This is a genomic window from Kordiimonas aquimaris (assembly GCF_025574485.1).
Lineage (GTDB): Bacteria > Pseudomonadota > Alphaproteobacteria > Sphingomonadales > Kordiimonadaceae > Kordiimonas > Kordiimonas aquimaris.
Window position 1 is genome coordinate 535,262 of the sequence record NZ_JAOBPO010000003.1, and the last position, 16,695, is coordinate 551,956.

Annotated in this window: 17 protein-coding genes; 9 read left to right on the top strand and 8 right to left on the bottom strand. The window is 45.4% G+C overall.

Annotated features, from left to right (window positions below):
• Positions 1-52 precede the first annotated feature (52 nt).
• Entirely contained in the window at positions 53-2,002 is a 1,950-nt protein-coding gene (mnmD, locus tag OEU88_RS12235) for a tRNA (5-methylaminomethyl-2-thiouridine)(34)-methyltransferase MnmD (RefSeq protein WP_262695461.1), read from the top strand.
• Positions 2,003-2,122: 120 nt separating this feature from the next.
• Here the strand turns inward: mnmD and OEU88_RS12240 are convergent, their stop codons facing one another.
• Positions 2,123-2,596 carry a tetratricopeptide repeat protein gene (locus OEU88_RS12240; protein WP_262695462.1) on the bottom strand — a complete coding sequence of 158 codons (474 nt, stop codon included), beginning with the start codon at positions 2,594-2,596 and terminating at the stop codon, positions 2,123-2,125.
• Positions 2,597-2,771: 175 nt separating this feature from the next.
• On the opposite strand from OEU88_RS12240, the gene OEU88_RS12245 reads away from it, so the two are divergent.
• Positions 2,772-3,671, top strand: a complete 900-nt coding sequence (locus OEU88_RS12245) for a LysR family transcriptional regulator (RefSeq protein WP_262695463.1) — start codon at positions 2,772-2,774, stop codon at positions 3,669-3,671.
• On the opposite strand, the gene OEU88_RS12250 is transcribed toward OEU88_RS12245, so the two are convergent.
• From OEU88_RS12250 to OEU88_RS12265, 4 genes are all read right to left on the bottom strand, one after another.
• The gene (locus tag OEU88_RS12250) at positions 3,668-4,585 is read right to left on the bottom strand and encodes an ATP-binding protein (protein WP_262695464.1); all 918 of its coding nucleotides are present in this window, start codon (positions 4,583-4,585) and stop codon (positions 3,668-3,670) included. The two genes, OEU88_RS12245 and OEU88_RS12250, sit on opposite strands and share 4 nt — an antisense overlap.
• The gene (locus tag OEU88_RS12255) at positions 4,582-5,802 is read right to left on the bottom strand and encodes a PP2C family protein-serine/threonine phosphatase (protein WP_262695465.1); all 1,221 of its coding nucleotides are present in this window, start codon (positions 5,800-5,802) and stop codon (positions 4,582-4,584) included. The genes OEU88_RS12250 and OEU88_RS12255 overlap by 4 nt, the downstream gene beginning before the upstream one ends.
• 41 nt (positions 5,803-5,843) lie before the next feature.
• Positions 5,844-6,143 carry an STAS domain-containing protein gene (locus OEU88_RS12260; RefSeq protein WP_262695467.1) on the bottom strand — a complete coding sequence of 100 codons (300 nt, stop codon included), beginning with the start codon at positions 6,141-6,143 and terminating at the stop codon, positions 5,844-5,846.
• Between the two features lie 179 nt (positions 6,144-6,322).
• Positions 6,323-8,815: an ATPase inhibitor subunit zeta gene (locus tag OEU88_RS12265; RefSeq protein WP_262695468.1), complete on the bottom strand. Its 2,493-nt coding sequence runs from the start codon at positions 8,813-8,815 to the stop codon at positions 6,323-6,325.
• A 213-nt stretch (positions 8,816-9,028) separates the two neighbouring features.
• Between OEU88_RS12265 and OEU88_RS12270 the strand changes: the two genes are divergently transcribed.
• The gene (locus OEU88_RS12270; RefSeq protein WP_262695469.1) at positions 9,029-9,691 is read left to right on the top strand and encodes a hypothetical protein; all 663 of its coding nucleotides are present in this window, start codon (positions 9,029-9,031) and stop codon (positions 9,689-9,691) included.
• 78 nt (positions 9,692-9,769) lie between these two features.
• Here OEU88_RS12270 and OEU88_RS12275 read toward each other — a convergent pair whose 3' ends face one another.
• Positions 9,770-10,096, bottom strand: a complete 327-nt coding sequence (locus OEU88_RS12275) for a DUF1476 domain-containing protein (RefSeq protein ID WP_262695470.1) — start codon at positions 10,094-10,096, stop codon at positions 9,770-9,772.
• A gap of 228 nt (positions 10,097-10,324) precedes the next feature.
• Here OEU88_RS12275 and purC point away from each other — a divergent pair, with 228 nt between their 5' ends.
• From purC to OEU88_RS12305, 6 genes are all read left to right on the top strand, one after another.
• A complete protein-coding gene (purC, locus tag OEU88_RS12280; protein WP_262695471.1) occupies positions 10,325-11,104 on the top strand; it encodes a phosphoribosylaminoimidazolesuccinocarboxamide synthase in 780 nt (259 codons plus the stop codon).
• A 27-nt stretch (positions 11,105-11,131) separates the two neighbouring features.
• Positions 11,132-11,371, top strand: a complete 240-nt coding sequence (gene purS, locus OEU88_RS12285) for a phosphoribosylformylglycinamidine synthase subunit PurS (RefSeq protein WP_262695472.1) — start codon at positions 11,132-11,134, stop codon at positions 11,369-11,371.
• A 5-nt stretch (positions 11,372-11,376) separates the two neighbouring features.
• Complete coding sequence (gene purQ, locus OEU88_RS12290) at positions 11,377-12,039, top strand: phosphoribosylformylglycinamidine synthase subunit PurQ (RefSeq protein WP_262695473.1); 663 nt, start codon at positions 11,377-11,379, stop codon at positions 12,037-12,039.
• 24 nt (positions 12,040-12,063) lie between these two features.
• Positions 12,064-14,259, top strand: coding sequence for a phosphoribosylformylglycinamidine synthase subunit PurL (gene purL, locus OEU88_RS12295; protein WP_262695474.1), 2,196 nt, complete (start codon positions 12,064-12,066; stop codon positions 14,257-14,259).
• Positions 14,260-14,370: 111 nt separating this feature from the next.
• The gene (locus OEU88_RS12300; RefSeq protein ID WP_262695475.1) at positions 14,371-14,607 is read left to right on the top strand and encodes a hypothetical protein; all 237 of its coding nucleotides are present in this window, start codon (positions 14,371-14,373) and stop codon (positions 14,605-14,607) included.
• Between the two features lie 98 nt (positions 14,608-14,705).
• A complete protein-coding gene (locus OEU88_RS12305; protein ID WP_262695476.1) occupies positions 14,706-15,167 on the top strand; it encodes a DUF6694 family lipoprotein in 462 nt (153 codons plus the stop codon).
• Between the two features lie 64 nt (positions 15,168-15,231).
• Here the strand turns inward: OEU88_RS12305 and OEU88_RS12310 are convergent, their stop codons facing one another.
• Positions 15,232-15,675: a hypothetical protein gene (locus tag OEU88_RS12310; protein ID WP_262695477.1), complete on the bottom strand. Its 444-nt coding sequence runs from the start codon at positions 15,673-15,675 to the stop codon at positions 15,232-15,234.
• A gap of 123 nt (positions 15,676-15,798) precedes the next feature.
• Complete coding sequence (locus OEU88_RS12315) at positions 15,799-16,686, bottom strand: hypothetical protein (RefSeq protein WP_262695478.1); 888 nt, start codon at positions 16,684-16,686, stop codon at positions 15,799-15,801.
• Positions 16,687-16,695 lie beyond the last annotated feature (9 nt).

Sequence of the window (16,695 nt, forward strand, 5' to 3'; positions counted from 1 at the left end):
TGACCTATAAACCTTTCAGTTTTCTTTATTTTTAGACATAAGTGCCGCGTTTATGATGGAAAAAAAATCCAATCAGTTGATATGGCGCGAAGGCGTTCCCGTATCATCAAAATTCGATGATCCCTATTATTCGCTTGATGGTGGATTGGCCGAAAGTAGATACGTCTTTTATCAAGGCGCTCATATACAAGAGCTTTTTCGCAACAGTGATCATGTAGTGATCGGGGAAACAGGCTTTGGCACTGGCCTTAATTTTCTTGCTACATGGCAAGCATGGCTCTCGGATAATGACAAACCTCGCATGACATTCATTTCAGCTGAGGCATACCCTTTGTCTGTTTCCGACCTCAAGAAAGCACACTCTGCCTTTCCAGAACTTGCGGAATTTTCAGAAACGCTCTGTGCCAAATGGCCGCCGCCTAGCTCAGGAATACATTCGATTTCATTTGAAAATGGCACAATCACACTGCTTTTGTTGTTTGGTGATGCAACAGATGTATTTTCGAAGCTAAGCGCCAAGGTTGATGCATGGTATTTGGACGGCTTCGCACCCGCTAAAAATCCGAATATGTGGACTGACGAGCTTTTCAAGCAAATGGCGCGACTTTCAAAACCGCATGCGACAGTTGCCACATTTACTGCAGCAGGGTTTGTTCGCAGAGGCTTAATAGCAAACGGCTTTTCTATTCAAAAAACGCCAGGATTTGGCCGCAAGCGTGAGCGGCTTGTTGGAAAGTATAAAAGCCCTGACAGCAAACAAACACAGATACCCCCGTCCGTGCCTCAGTGGGCAAGGTATGAGCCCTCCAACCATAAAACTGTTGCCATTATTGGGGCCGGCATTGGTGGTTTAATGGTTGCGCATGCATTGAAAAAACGTGGTGTAGATGTCTTGCTATTTAAAGACCCTGCGTCAGGCAACACTTCAGAAAAACTACCTGCCGCCATTTTAGCCCCCAAATTTATTATGGGGGCATCGCCTGAACAACGCTTTTACTCAATGGCATTTGCTTTTGCCGCACAGCACGCTGCATACATTGACGAGAAACATTCTGTTCAAGGCATAAGGTTTGTTGCAAAAACGCTTGAAGACAAAGCCCGTTTGAAAAAAATTGCCGCATTATATCAATGGCCTGACAACTGGATGGCATTAGACGGCGAGCATATTGTTTTACCCAAAGGGCACTCGCTAAACCCCAGAGCTATTATACCGAAGCTGTCGGAAGACTTACGGATAGAAACCCATCCTATTCAAAAAATACAACACTCTAATGGCGGGTGGCAACTACTGGACCCAAGCAATAACCTGATCATAGAAGCTGATACTGTAGTGTTGGCAGCGGGCCTCGATAGCCATAATATTTTAAAGCAGTCAAATCTGGAAGGCGTTTACGGTAAACGACATCCAGAGTTGCGCGCTAACGCAGGTCAAATGGAAATTGTTGCAAATAACAGCGCATCGTTGGCATCTCAAATGGCAATATCCTTTGATGGTTACCTGACAGCACCACTGCCTTCTGATGATGAAAACAGCTTCCGCGGCATTGGCTCCACATACGAACGACTGGAAGCTATTCCAAATGCACCACCGCCATCAACGATGCACAAACGCCAGGAAATTCTGCAAAATTTATATGACAACACCGGTATTCGCATCAAAAACACAGATGTAGCAAATTCATGGACCGGGCTGCGGGCAACAGTTTTTGATCATCTTCCATTTGCCGGCCCTATCCCGCAATGGGGTGATTTAATTGAAGTTTGTCAGCCGTTAACATTAGATGCAAAAAATAGATTACACCGCGATGTAAAATTGCATGCAGGCCTTTATATGCTTGCGGGCCTAGGCTCTAAAGGTTTTCAATATGCGCCAATTCTCGGCGAATATATTGCCGCAATGATTACTGATGACCCTCTACCATTGCCAACAGATTTAATGGCCCGCTTACACCCAGCGCGCGGTATCATACGAGAGCTGGTTCGCAGTAATAAGAATCTGTAAAACAAACACCTGTCGTGTAATTACCAAATAGATTTAGTTTTACGTTCATTTTTTCATACAAGAAAACCGCGCCCATATATGGGCGCGGTCCACGTAAAGCGTTAATGGGGAGAGCTCGCTTTACGGTGCAGATGCAAGTAACGTTGCCTGTTTACTTTCAAATTGTGCCAATGCATTTTTGGCAATGCTGGCTCCGGGTTTAAATTTAACCGCCTTTAGAAAGTCCTTATGCGCAGCCTCATCATTGCCAAGCGCCACACGCGCGTTACCGCGGTTGACATATGCTCGCCAATAATGACGGTTCTCACCAATCGCTTCAGAGCATGCTTTTTCTGCTTTGCTATAGTTACCAATTGCGTATTCAACAGCACATAAATTGTTAAGTGCAGGCACCAGTCTTGCAGCACCAAGATCCGTTCTAACAGCGCGCCTATAATAGGTTGCCGCGCTTTCAAATTCGCCTGCCTTCATTGCACTCATGGCGCGCGTCAAGTTGCTATCCTGCGCACCGTATATGACTTGCGCATGGCTCACTGATGATAAGGCTACCATTGTGCCAATCGCTATTGTTAAAGTTTTTACATAACGGAACATAATCATTTCCTCTCGCATCGTATTTCAATTCGGTCATGCCGGTCTCGCCTAGTTTCTTCGGGGTTTCAGCGCCGACAACCTTAATTTGGTAATTCTTTTTTACATGTTAATTGCATTTTAATGCATCTTTAGTATACATTTATGAATACATGGTTGACTGATGATAGAAGACGGTATGATTAATTGGGATGATCTAAAGTATTTCCTTGCGATGGCAGAAGAAGGCAGCCTTTCAGCGGCTGCACGCAAACTCGGCGTTAGTCAGCCAACGCTCTCACGACGCTTAACTGCACTGGAAGAAGATGTCGGCTCTGACCTGTTTATGCGAACGCGCACTGGGTTAGAAATGACCAGCATTGGCGAACGCATGATAAGCTACGCTACCCACATGCGTGATGATGTCTATTCTATTGAACGCTTACTGACTGGCCATGACAGCAGTTTGCGCGGCAGTGTCGTTATATCATGCATTGCTATTTTGGGAGCCGATTGGCTTGTTCATCAAACACGCCCATTCAGAGAACAATTTCCCGGCATTACAGTGGAGTTTAAAGTTGAAAACAATGCTTCTGACCTGCTGCGCCGTGAAGCTGATATTGCCATTCGAATGTTCCGACCAGTACAAAACGACCTTATCGCAAAACGTGTCGGCACAATGACTTATGGATATTATGCCAGCAAACAATATATTGAAAAACACGGCATGCCAGAAACCCTGGACGAGGTCAGCGATCATTCATTTATTTTGCCTCATGATGAGATTCTCGCTTACACCAACAAGTATGTGAAGCGCCCAATGCACCCGCGCGGCCAGATAGCCTTCAGGTCCAACAGCCTTATCACATTGGCATCTGCAGTTCGTGAAGGGTATGGCATTGGTGCCTATTCCTGCATCATGGCAGATCAAGATAGTAATCTTGTGCGTTTATTCGGTGATGTGGTGGTCTTTAGTTCAGACATCTGGCTTGTTACCCACGCTGAACTAAAACGCAGTGCACGTATACGCGCTATGTATGATTTCCTGACTGATGTTTTCAAGGAACACGCCGATGCCTTTGAAGGTATTCAGCGTTAGCTATCGGCTAATGAACATGTGTGAACCGCACGTACCTCATTGCCGCATCCATGATAGCTCAGTGAAGAAAAACAACCTTTAGCCATCACGATACCGCGCCCGTGTTTCTTTTCGTGCCCATGGCTTGCGCTCATATAAGTTTCATGGTCAAAACCAGGGCCTGGATCGCGAACAACAAAAAACAATGATTTTTCATCACGTTTAAAGTCAACCGTAGCTACCTTGTCAGAGAATTGCTTCAACTTTTGTCGGCGAGAAATTTCCTCTGCAAGCTGGCCTGTTTCCAGTAGTTGGCCTTTTTCATCATGGCCGATCTCCAGGCACCCATGTTCAATCGCATTCACAAACAATTCCGTAAGGCCAATGGCAACGGGCATAGGTTCATTGCAAGTTAAAGACAACATTGTTGCCAGATTTTGCGCCTCTCTACGTGTTTTAAACTGGAAAATGCCTTGCACAATTTGGCCGATAGCCGATGTACGCTTTTCAATTTCGCTTCTAAGCGCACTCACGATTGAATAACGTTCAATTTCTTCAGCAATAAAACGACGTAGTGCACGCTCGCCAAGATTACTATCTATTACTTTAGAGTTATTAATATTGATGATTGGATCGTGTGCTTCTGGTTCTCCGTCAGTTAAAATTATAACCGGGCCACCATCTTCAATAAAACGCGCGTTTACATTCGACACCGCTTCTTCGAGCGTCTCGAGCCCTACTGTCGCATCAATAATTATAGCTGACAGCTTGTGTTCTGGCTTTGATGAATATTCCGTCAAGCAGCTCAGGGATTTTGCTTGTACAACCGTCAGTTCATTCGAATCTAGTTCTGTAAATACGTTGTATGAATTGCTCTGTTCAGAATCGAGAACAACAGCAACAGGTACATTTGAGCGAATAATCTGCGATGTCATGGCAAGCCCGCCTCAGCAGCACGATGCAGCGCTATTGCTGTTAAATCATCGGGCAGGTGCTCTTTTTGCGTCTCGTAGAATTCGTCAAGAAAGCGTTTTACAATGCTATTTCGGTCACCTGTATCAAGCAATTCAATCATTTTTTGCTCGAGCCCCTCTTCCCCCAACATACTGCCATCAGGCCTGTCTGCTTCAATCAAGACATCTGAATAGCAAAACAGGCTCTCTCCCGGTTCAAACCTATCTTCTAAATTCTCATAAGTAGCAGAACGCACAATACCAACAGGCAAACCGCTACTATCTAACTTACGCAAGCCATTAGCCCCAAAGATGAACGGCTGGGGGGCGCCAGCACCAGCATAAACCAAGTCGTGTGTCTGACAGTCTAAAACGGCGTAAAACATTGTGGCAAACTTACCGGTTTTCATGGTGTTAGCCATTGTCTGATTAACTGCAGACAAAAAAGCGGCTGGATCATGTTTTTTGTCTTCAAAGCGTGCCATTGTTGCATGCAAACTAAATGTATTCAGTGCCGCACCAACACCGTGGCCAGACACATCCAAAACAAAGACACCCACTTTTTCATCTGCAATAGGCCATGTACCCCATAAATCACCGCCAAGTTCAAAAGATGCTTTATAAAACGCCTCAATTACAGACTGTGACCGCACCTCAACAGTTTTTACCACGCCGTCGCCGGGCAAAAGAGAGTGTTGCATTTCACGCGCCATTTTTAGTTCATCTTGCATGCGCGTCTGAAAATCGCTCAAATTTCTGATTAGAAAACGATTTTCCAAATGCATACATACCCGGGCAAGCAATTCTGGCTGATTAATCGGTTTAGATACAAAGTCAGTTGCCCCAACTGCAAAAACTTCCACTCTTTCTTCCGGTGTTTCTGATGCTGATTGAACAAGTATTGGCAGAGATGCCGTTTTAGGGTCCGCTCTTAGTTTCTTGCAAACATCATAACCAGACACGTTGGGCATATTGATATCCAATATGACAAGGTCTGGGATATTCTCAGAAATTTTATTTAAAGCATCGTCACCGTCTTCGGCATATGTAAGATTTTCAAAGCCACTGCGTTCCAATGACATTCCGATCATTTTCCGCATCAATGCCATATCGTCAACGATCAAGATATGCGCATCTTTAACGCCGTCAGGCAAGGCATCACTTCGGCCAGGAACGGTCATCGTATCATCAGAATTCATCGCAGTGTCATCCTGTCATCGCTGGTTTTGGACAAATGAAATCAGCTAGACAACAAATCAGACAACTTGGTAAGTTTTAGCATGCTGGCAACATGCCCTTGTGCGCCAGTAACGGACAGTTTCCACCCAGCAGTATCTGCTTGTTCTTTCGCAATTAAGAACATTCCCAATCCAGCTGAATCAACCATATCAACACCTTCCAGGTCAAACACACACGTGCTGACATCATTTTCAGAAAGTTCTTTCAAAACCTGACGAAAACTGACATTTTCCGAGAAAGTGATACCGCCACTAAACAAGACCCTGATATCAGTGTCATTCTTCTCAATACGGTATTCCATCTAATATCCTTTACTTGGTTGAAGGTACTAATGCTGTCTTATTTTTTAACATTATACCGATATAATTAAGCGAAACTTAAGCCTATTAAACCTGCATATACATACCGCGTCTACAAAATATGAAGTCGCAGCTGAGAAGACTGAAGCTCTGACAATGAAACTTTAAACATGACGATATGTTACTCATCTCTATTATGACTTTGCGCAACAGCATCAAATTCCATCAACTTTTTCTCAATCGCCTGTATCGTCATACCTTTTCCGGCCCTCTCAAGGTCAAGCAGCGCTTTGCGAACAATATCAGTATTTCCAGGCTCACTATCATCCGCATCGATAACTTCTTGAATGTACGATTGAGCTTCGGCGTCATTAAGTGCTAGCTCGCTCGCCAACCACTCCCCGAACATACGGTTACGCGCATGAATACGCTCACGCTCAGCTTGAAGTTGCGCCTGTTTTGCAGCTTCTGCTGCCAATTGCTCTTCTGATGTAGTCACCTCACTCGCGCCAGCCTCTGCTTGGATACGGGCTTCTTCGGCAAGCTGCGCTTCCCGAGCCAAACGGTCTTCTTCATCAGCTTTACGATTGGCCTCTGCAAGAGCGCGCAACTCGGCCAAAACTTTAGCATTTTCATCTTCGCTATCTTCACTGGTGATCGAATCAGCTTTCAATGCTTCACGGAGTTCTCGCTCTTCTGCGCGTTCAGCATCGATCTTCGCGAACTCTTCCTGCCGCGCGACTAACTCACTTGCCTCAACCTCTGATTTCGCCTGCTCCCAAGCTGCGCTCTTTTCTTCGAGGTATGCTACAAACTCGTTATTATTAGGTGCAAGCGTGCGTGCCCTGCGCGCTTGTGTCAATGCTGATGAATAATAACCTGTTTCTGCAAGTGCCTCGGCATAATCAGCTGCAACAATGGCAACATTTGGCATAAGAGTTACTGCACGTTGAAGCTGCTCCGATGCTAACTCTGCATCACCTGTTTCCAGCAAAGCCCGCCCATGCATAGCGATAAGTTGAGCATCATTGGACGCGGACTTAATCACAATCTCAATATCTGCAAGGGCTTTTTCAAAATCACGGATAGTTATATATGTTAATGCTCTGTTTTTTAAGGCCGATTGATATGAAGGATTAGCCTCCAAAGCTTGTGTATAAGAGGCAATAGCTTCTTCATAACGCTCCTGCCTATGCCGAACTGCACCAACAATGCTGGCACCTGCGGGGTGCCCCGGCTGAACGGACAATATTTGCTTCGCTGTTTGCTCCGCAGCAGTGAAGTCTCCAGACGCCATTAACATATTTGCTTTGTGCGAAAGTATAGACACATCAGGGTTTGCCTCAGATATAGTAGTTAAGAGCGAGGTTGCCTTGTCAACATCACCGTCTAGATACAAAGCTGAAGCGTAGCGCCTTTTTATATCTTCGATACGTGCAAGGTCCAGCTCAGGCTCTTGTTCCGCGAGGCTGAGTGCGCCTTCCAAATACTTGCGAGCAGCGCTGACATCGCTCTGACCCAAAGCCGACACAGCAGCATACGTCAGCCCCTGAATATTTACAGTATTATCTGTATAAAGCTTGAGCACCTCCAATGCCTGCGTGAATTGGCCGCGTTGATTTAAACTATCCGCCAAAGCCAATCGAGTATTATCATCGTTAGGATAGAACCTAATTGCCTGTTTAAGAAGTGCAATTGCTGTAGGAAAATCTTTCAATTCATAATTTGCCAGACCGTAAACTCGTGTTGCCGGCGGGTACGCCCGGGTAAAGTCTTCCGTACGCAACAATATATCTTCAGCTTCGTCGACTTTTCCTTCAGTTATAAGAGTTAAAGCTGTGTAATAATTGGCCATCGCATTGTTCGGCGAACGTGTATAGATAATATCAAGCTGAGCTTGAGCAGCCTCGAAATTATCTTGCAGTAAATGAACCCCTACAATTTCAATGCGCGCTAACATATTTGTGTCATTTAACTCCAACGCGCGGGTAAAATGAGAATTCGCAGCATCCAAATCCCCAGAATAGCGCGCAATCATACCTTGAACATAACTTACTATCGAATCGTCCTGAATACGCTCTGCTGCAGCAGTCGCATACTTTTCCGCCTTATTAAGATCAGCTAACTGAATAGCCAACAGCGCAATTGCTGCATGGCCGCGAAAATCCGTTGGATCTACTTCAATAGCCAGCTCGTAGAACGCTTCTGCTTTTGCGTAATTTTCAGTTGAACGCGCGACGTCACCGCGCAACAAAAATGCCTCAAATGATTGATCAACGGGAATTTTGGCTACAGATAGAGCGAGATCAGCATCTTCAAACCGATTTTGCAGCATCACTGATTGCGCTAACAGGACAGCTGTATCTTCATCACTCATACCCCTGACACGCAATCGCTCAACCAACGTCTCAGCCGCTATACCGTCGCCGGCAGCAACATAAAGTTCTGCAAGCAGAAAGAGGTGCTCGTTGGTTGCGGTATCTTGATCTCTATAATAATTAATTGCGTCAATCGCCTGACTTAGATCGCCTGTTTCCTTGAAGGCCCTCAGGTCATTCATTGTGTATGATTCATAGAGTTTCGCCTTCTCTGCAGCCTCGTTATCGCCGCTGCAAGCAACGAGAGAAACAGCAATCACTGCTATCGAAAAGATTCTAAACGAACGCTGTTTCATAATAATTCCAGAATTTTCTTTTTCAAAACAAAGCTGATGAGCCTGCCTAAAGCATTATATGCAATCAATATTGTAGCTTTTACCATCAATGTTTTTATTGATTTATTAACAAATGTAAATTAAAAGCTCTCTTAATGGTGGTCTAAAATAAATTCAAATTCTGTAGTTCAACTATTTGTGCTGCAGTAATACTTTATACAAGAAGAGTGTATTGTGAAAATTATAGACACTGTTATTAAGGCAGCTTCATTAAGCCTGATCATCTCATTTAGCGCAAATGCAACATATTCTCGATATTGGGATGTAGAAGCTGATGCGGGTTCATACGCTCCCGTTGAACTTGGCGATAACATCACCCTCAACGCATGCGGCTCGGATGTTCATAGAGCTGGTGTTCCATCAGAATCATATGCACTTTGCGACATAAGCGATACATCAAACTTAAGTGTCAATTGGTATGTACGTAACAACACGACCAACGTTGGCCAATGGCTAACCGGAAATGTTTCCATAGGTAACGAGAACTTTGGTAACGTTAACACAAATGAACTACTCTCAATAACAACTGGCGCTGGCTCTTTCTTCAATACCGTTGGCACATACACAATCGGACTGTACTTGGCTGCACGCAACAGTTCTGAGCTGACACTTGGTGGTATTCTCGGTAACTTCTGGTCAGATTCAGCAACAAACTTTGGTGATGCGGTAACTTACAATACTGAGCTTAACAATGGTAAGAATTACGCCACACTCACTATTAACGAGGCGGTGGTTACACCAGTCCCCGAGCCTGAATCACTTTTGATTTTGCTGCCAGCGCTTGCAGTAATTGCGCGCAGGCAAAGACGCCGAGGCTTAACCGCAAAAAAAGTTTAACGGTTACATACAAACAAAAAAAACGGAGCCTGATTAGCTCCGTTTTTTGTTTGTTCTACTTAAACAGTAAAAGCTGGTTTATTTGACCTCAGACATAATCTGTTCTTTAGCGACCGGCATAAATGATACAAGTTTTGCCTCTAGTGCTGAAGCTGTCATATCCAGACCTTTCGCCTCAACATCTGCCACAACTTTACGAATCACATCGCCGTCGCCTTCTTCTTCAAGGTCAGCAGCAACAACCGAACCTGCATATTCTTTAACAGCGTCACCGCTCAGGCCTAATAGACCCGCCAACCATTCGCCAAACAAACGGTTACGGCGCGCACGTGCCTTGAAGATCATTTCTTCATCATGTGCAAACTTGTTCTCAAATGCTTTTTCGCGACTGTCGAAAGTAGTCATTTACATCATTCCTTTTGACTGATTCTCACTCGAAATGGGGTTAGAGCGCGTTTATTTCAACCCAACATGATTGTTTATTCGCCTCATTCCGTATCAAATTCAACCGTTATTACGAATTATTACAGAAAGATCATCGCAAACATTGTCGCGCGCGAAGACTTCGGCTATTGTCCGCGAAAATTTGGACCAATCCTTCAGCGTATAAACGCCATTAAAGGAAAAACGACGATGTCCCGCAAAAACAAGCTCTACGAAGGCAAAGCAAAAGTTCTTTTCGAAGGGCCAGAACCTGGCACCATAATCCAGTATTTCAAAGATGATGCGACCGCGTTTAATGCGCAAAAAACGGGAACATTGTCCGGTAAGGGTGTCGTTAACAATCATATCTCCGAATATCTGTTCAAAGCACTCGGCAATATTGGTATCCCTCATCATTTTATCGAACGCATTTCGATGCGCGAGCAACTGGTAAAAGCAGTAGAGATCATTCCTGTTGAAGTTATTGTTCGCAATATCGCAGCAGGCAGCATGTCTCAGCGTCTCGGAATTGAAGAAGGTACTCCTCTTCCTAATCCTCTTGTTGAATTCTGCTATAAGTCGGACGAACTGAGCGACCCATTGATAGCAGAAGAACATATTTTGACATTTGGCTGGGCGGAAGAACAGGAAATCGATGAGATGATGTTTTACGCTCTGCGTGTAAACGATTTCTTGTCCGGCATGTTTGCAGGCATAGGTATCAAACTTGTAGACTTCAAATTAGAGTTTGGCCGTTTTTACGAAGACGAAAACTGTATTACCATTCTCGCTGATGAAATTAGTCCCGATGGCTGCCGCTTGTGGGATATGAAAACCGGTGAAAAAATGGATAAAGACCGTTTTCGCCGTGACCTTGGCGGTGAGATGGAAGCCTATCAAGAGGTTGCACGTCGACTTGGTATCTTGCCATCTGCAGATGTCACCGAGATCGCAGACCACAAAAACAAAACTTCAAAATCACGCAGCTAAAGCGCCATAACTTCAGGGGAGCACACCATGAAAGCCCGTATCCACGTAACACTTAAAAACGGGGTTCTGGACCCTCAAGGAAAAGCGATTGAACATGCCTTGTCCAACATGGGGTTTGGCGGTGTGGACGAAGCACGCCAAGGCAAGTTCATTGAATTAGAACTATCGGAAACTGATAAAGATAAAGCACACGAAAATGTTGATGCCATGTGCCGCAAATTGCTAGCGAACACGGTCATCGAAAACTACAGCATTGAGCTGGAGTAGCGCCCATGAAATCCGCTGTTATTGTATTTCCCGGTTCTAATTGCGATCGGGATATGGCCGTTGCACTTACAAAAATTACCGGCAACAAGCCGTTGATGGTATGGCATCAGGAAACTGATTTTGACACTGTCGACTTCATCGCCCTGCCCGGTGGCTTCTCCTACGGTGATTATTTGCGCTGCGGTGCCATGTCAGCAAAATCAAATATTATGAAGGAAGTTATTCGCCGCGCCGAAGATGGCGTGCCTATTTTTGGCGTTTGTAACGGCTTTCAGGTGCTGACTGAAACAGGCCTTTTACCGGGCGCATTAATGCGGAACGCAAACCTGAGCTTCGTTTGTAAAGATGTAAAAATGACAGTTGCAAACAATGATACGATGTTCACTGCCGATTATGCTGAAGATGAAGAAATATTGATCCCCGTTGCACATCATGATGGTAACTACTTCGCCGATGAAAACACACTTGATACTTTAGAAGGCGAAGGACAAGTTGCTTTTCGCTACAATGAAGACATCAACGGCGCACAGCGGGCAATAGCGGGTATTACTAACAAACGCGGAAATATTCTGGGTATGATGCCACACCCTGAACGCATGATAGAGCCAGCCCTAGGCGGCTCTGATGGCCGCAAGCTTTTCACCTCGGTCATGAACCGCCTTTCGTAAATTGTCAGCACTAGGTTTCTCAACATGAATGATATCAAAATCACCCCTGAGATCGTCAAGGAACACGGTCTGACTGAAGCAGAATATGATCGTATCGTTTCTGCAATGGGCCGCGAACCAAACTATACCGAACTTGGCATATACAGCGTGATGTGGTCAGAACACTGCTCATACAAGTCGTCACGCTTTCATTTAAAAAAGCTTCCCACAGAAGCACCTTGGGTAATATGTGGCCCCGGTGAAAATGCCGGCGTTATTGACATTGGTGATGGCCAAGCCGTCATCTTTAAAATGGAAAGCCATAATCACCCGAGTTACATTGAACCATACCAAGGTGCAGCCACAGGTGTTGGCGGCATTCTGCGCGATGTATTCACGATGGGTGCTCGCCCGGTCGCGAACATGAATGCACTGCGTTTCGGTGAGCCAAGCCACCCAAAAACCAAACACTTGCTTGCTGGTGTAGTTGAGGGCATTGGCGGCTACGGAAACTGCGTTGGCGTACCAACTGTTGGCGGCGAAACCAATTTCGACCCATCTTATAATGGTAATATCCTTGTCAATGCCATGACCGTTGGTCTCGCTGACAAAGACAAGATTTTTTACAGTGCAGCCGCAGGTGTCGGCAACCCTGTTGTTTATGTTGGCAGTAAGACAGGCCGTGATGGTATTCACGGTGCCACAATGGCATCTGCAGAGTTTACAGAAGACAGCGAAGAGAAGCGCCCAACAGTTCAAGTTGGTGACCCTTTCACTGAAAAACTGCTGATTGAAGCTTGCCTTGAGCTAATGGCAACAGATGCCATTATTGCGATCCAGGACATGGGTGCAGCAGGCCTCACTTCTTCATCTGTTGAGATGGCATCAAAAGGCGGCGTTGGGTTTGAGCTGAACCTCGACAAAGTACCACAGCGCGAAGCAAACATGACACCTTATGAAATGTGCCTGTCGGAAAGTCAGGAACGCATGCTGATGGTGTTAAAACCGGGCCGCGAAGAGATGGCACAAGCCATCTTCGAAAAATGGGAACTTGATTTCGCTGTAATCGGCGAAATCACTGATACCGGCAAACTAACACTGACCTTTGGCGGCGACATTGTTGGCGACATGCCAATCGCGAGCCTTGTTGAAGATGCGCCGGAATATGAACGCCCTTATACGCCTACGCCGACACGCCCAACTGCAGATGTTCCAGCGGTTAATGACCTCAATAAAGCTGTGATGGATATGGTAGGTGGGCCACACTTATGTTCTCGTCGCTGGATTTGGGAACAATATGACCACATGGTTATGGGCGACACAATAGGTCGCCCGGGCGGCGATGCTGCGGTTGTGCGCGTTCATGGTACTGATAAAGCCCTTGCCATCAGCACAGATGTATCTCCGCGCTATTGTTTTGCCAATCCAGTTGAAGGGGGCCGTCAGGCTGTTGCAGAAACATGGCGTAATATAACCGCTGTCGGGGGTATGCCATTGGCTATCACAAACTGCCTGAACTTTGGCAACCCGGAACGCAAAGATATTATGGGTCAATTCGTTGGCTGCCTGGAGGGTATGGGCGAAGCTTGCCGCGCGCTGGATTACCCTATCGTGTCAGGCAATGTATCTTTGTATAACGAAACAAATGGTTCTGGCATTTTGCCAACACCAGCAATTGGCGGCGTGGGCATACTTAAAAACGCTGATGCCCGGGCAACAATCAACTTTAAAGCCGAAGGCGATACTATTCTGCTAATTGGCGAAACAAAAGATGAACTAGGCGCCAGCTTATATCAAAAACAACTGCTCGGCGAAGACAGTGGCATGCCACCGCATGTTGATTTAACTATCGAACGCCGCAATGGTGATTTTGTTCGTGCTCTTATTGAGAATGGACAAGTCAGCACATGTCATGATTTGTCAGATGGTGGCTTGATTGCAGGCCTTGCTGACATGGCTATAGCAGGTAGCATGGGCGCAAGCGTTACACTCAACGATGACCAACCTCTGCATGTAAGCCTATTCAGTGAAACGCAGGCTCGCTATCTCATCAGTGCCGACGATGCCACAGCTGAAGATATCCGGCGTGAAGCAAAAGACGCTGGTATTCCCGTTACCATACTTGGTAAAACTGGTGGTAAGTGCTTAAATGTGAACGATGGAACCATTGACATAGCCATGAGTGACCTGACATCAGCACATCGAGACTGGATGCCAAATTTCATGAAAAATGCGAGCTAATATATGTATTGATAGTTCTTTACTATCAATACATAGCCCTAAGCATAGTTACTAATGGTCATAAATAGTGTACATAGTTCCTGTCTCCAATTGCTTATTCGGGAAATGAACATGAAATACGTGACGATAACACTCGCGCTAGGTCTGATTGCATCACCCTCGACGTATGCTGAAGATGACAAAGCCTCGCAAACGGAAAACACAACAACACTTCAAAAATTGCTAGCAAACAAAAAATGTGAAACCGGCACGCCTGCAATTAAAGAAGTTGTTAAAACCGTGCCCAAAATGGTGGCCGGACGCATGGTCCCCACTTCCATACGCGAAGCCAAAGTTGTGTGCCTGTAATCTAATTCAAGTACAGCTCGCTATTAATGCATATACCGCCACAATTATGCTACAAGTACAGCTTACGTTGGGGGCGCGTGATTTTTAGGGAGCGACACATGAAATATTTAGCACAAATTACCGCCATTGCAGCTGCAGCCAGCCTTGCAGCTTGTAGCGACAACAAATCAGATCAAACGGCAGAATCTGCGGCAAACGAAACCGTAACAGCGAGCAGTGAAAACACTACCGGTGCAATGGAAAAAGCACAGGAAGTAGCAACACAAGTAGCCGAAAAAGCAGCAGCTGTTGCTGAGAAGTTAAAACTAGACACTAGTTCGCTGAGCGCATTCCAAACCAGCCTTGGTGACATGAAAAACTCTTTGAGTGATGATCAAGCTGGTCAACTTACAAGCGCGCTTAGTGCCCTTGCGAAAGATAGTGCAGGAGATAAAAAGGGGTTACTCAGCGCCGCAAAAAGCGTTGCATCTGGCGACTCAATGGAAGAAACGTTATACAAAAACCTTGGCGACAAGTTGGACGGCATGACCTTTGATGACATCCTAAAGCTTGCAAACTGAATTGACGGTAAAACAAAAAAGGGCGTTAAGTAACGCCCTTTTAGATACCTTGTTTCGTATAGCGTTAAGTTTTCCGAGAATCTAAAAACAACATAACGCTACCAATCAGTACTAGAAGCATGCCGATTAAAAAGACATAACCTCCCCACTCAAAATTAAGCACATTACTGAACAACTTTTGCGCAACTGTCTGTAATGGGTCAGCCGCTGCATCAGTCACTTTTCCGAGCAACCCTCCATCTTCTTCTGGTCCAATATTCTTAAGTACGGGCCATAGAAGTACAATCCATGCTCCGAGAGCAGCAAACATGCTCAAAGATTGTTTACCGGCAAAAATCAGGCCTCCAGCAACTAATGCCAAGATAACAAGGACATATACTTGTGGATCAGCGGCATCCGCATATGTAACTGTTTTCAAGCCACTGATATTAATCATCGGTGAAAAAGCGCCAACAGCAACCATCAGCGCGCCTGCAATTGTCATGTAATCTTTATTGTTCAGTGTCATACTAATATCTCCCCTAGCTATGACCTCATGCCCCCGTCTAGCTAAAACAGTATAAGTCAGACAGCATGAATAGCCAAACCAAGTTTTGGATTACCAACATGTTTTCAGATAAAGAAAGGCGGACTACCGTTCAGATAGATATATTTTTTTCGCAGCCATATCAAAGGCATACCGATAATTGTTCAGAAATGCAGTTCCAAGCACGCCATCAGCGGTAAAGCCACCTTTAGATACGATGAGTACGTTCTGCTCTATTGGATCCATCCGGCCAACACCAAGCATACTAGGAACCACAATAGCTGTTGGTAAAGTTTCAGCGGGCGTTGCCAGTTCATCAACATTAAGGATTTCCAATTCACTTTCATTGGCAAACATCAACACGCCCGGAAAAGCAGTATCAATTATCATCAGCTTGTCTTGCGTTTCACCAGTATCACTGCGCGTAATTGATACAGAGACAGCCATATGCTCGTTTGTTTCAACTAACTGTAATACGGTATCATAGTGGTCTTCAAAATCTCGTCCGCTATCGTACAGGCTGAGCATTCGCTCTCGTGGATCAACGGCAACTGCATATGTTGTAAACACATCGCGCCCTGCAATGGCATCATAATTCGGCGTCTCTCTACCAGGGAACAAGCCTGTTGGCTTCCAAGGGCCTGATACCCAGTTATTACTGGTGAATGTGTGCCGACCAAGCTCAATGGTAAACTGATTAATCAAACGAAAACCTAAAAGTCTGTCCGTAAACGGAAAATATACGTGTTGATCTCTACCCAGCTTGCGAGAAACCATGTCTGTACCTGCGTGATCAAACAAAATTGAATTAGCAGCTGCCGTATCAAAAACAAGGCGCAACGGTATACCGTCAGAAGATTGTGTGCGTACATGCAAACCGCCACGTTCATTGCGTTCAAGGGGCAGCGTGACAATTGGGTCAAGATCGCCCGCAGCCATTAGCGTGGGCAAAAACATCACAACCCAGAAACTTTTAAATTTGGCAAATCTCAACAAGGTTTC

Bases quoted from the DNA above. Each gene is read 5' to 3' on its own strand.
- mnmD (WP_262695461.1), top strand. From the start codon at position 53: ATGATGGAAAAAAAATCCAATCAGTTGATATGGCGCGAAGGCGTTCCC.
- OEU88_RS12240 (WP_262695462.1), bottom strand. From the start codon at position 2,596: ATGTTCCGTTATGTAAAAACTTTAACAATAGCGATTGGCACAATGGTA.
- OEU88_RS12245 (WP_262695463.1), top strand. From the start codon at position 2,772: ATGATTAATTGGGATGATCTAAAGTATTTCCTTGCGATGGCAGAAGAA.
- OEU88_RS12250 (WP_262695464.1), bottom strand. From the start codon at position 4,585: ATGACATCGCAGATTATTCGCTCAAATGTACCTGTTGCTGTTGTTCTC.
- OEU88_RS12255 (WP_262695465.1), bottom strand. From the start codon at position 5,802: ATGAATTCTGATGATACGATGACCGTTCCTGGCCGAAGTGATGCCTTG.
- OEU88_RS12260 (WP_262695467.1), bottom strand. From the start codon at position 6,143: ATGGAATACCGTATTGAGAAGAATGACACTGATATCAGGGTCTTGTTT.
- OEU88_RS12265 (WP_262695468.1), bottom strand. From the start codon at position 8,815: ATGAAACAGCGTTCGTTTAGAATCTTTTCGATAGCAGTGATTGCTGTT.
- OEU88_RS12275 (WP_262695470.1), bottom strand. From the start codon at position 10,096: ATGACTACTTTCGACAGTCGCGAAAAAGCATTTGAGAACAAGTTTGCA.
- purC (WP_262695471.1), top strand. From the start codon at position 10,325: ATGTCCCGCAAAAACAAGCTCTACGAAGGCAAAGCAAAAGTTCTTTTC.
- purS (WP_262695472.1), top strand. From the start codon at position 11,132: ATGAAAGCCCGTATCCACGTAACACTTAAAAACGGGGTTCTGGACCCT.
- purQ (WP_262695473.1), top strand. From the start codon at position 11,377: ATGAAATCCGCTGTTATTGTATTTCCCGGTTCTAATTGCGATCGGGAT.
- purL (WP_262695474.1), top strand. From the start codon at position 12,064: ATGAATGATATCAAAATCACCCCTGAGATCGTCAAGGAACACGGTCTG.
- OEU88_RS12300 (WP_262695475.1), top strand. From the start codon at position 14,371: ATGAAATACGTGACGATAACACTCGCGCTAGGTCTGATTGCATCACCC.
- OEU88_RS12305 (WP_262695476.1), top strand. From the start codon at position 14,706: ATGAAATATTTAGCACAAATTACCGCCATTGCAGCTGCAGCCAGCCTT.
- OEU88_RS12310 (WP_262695477.1), bottom strand. From the start codon at position 15,675: ATGACACTGAACAATAAAGATTACATGACAATTGCAGGCGCGCTGATG.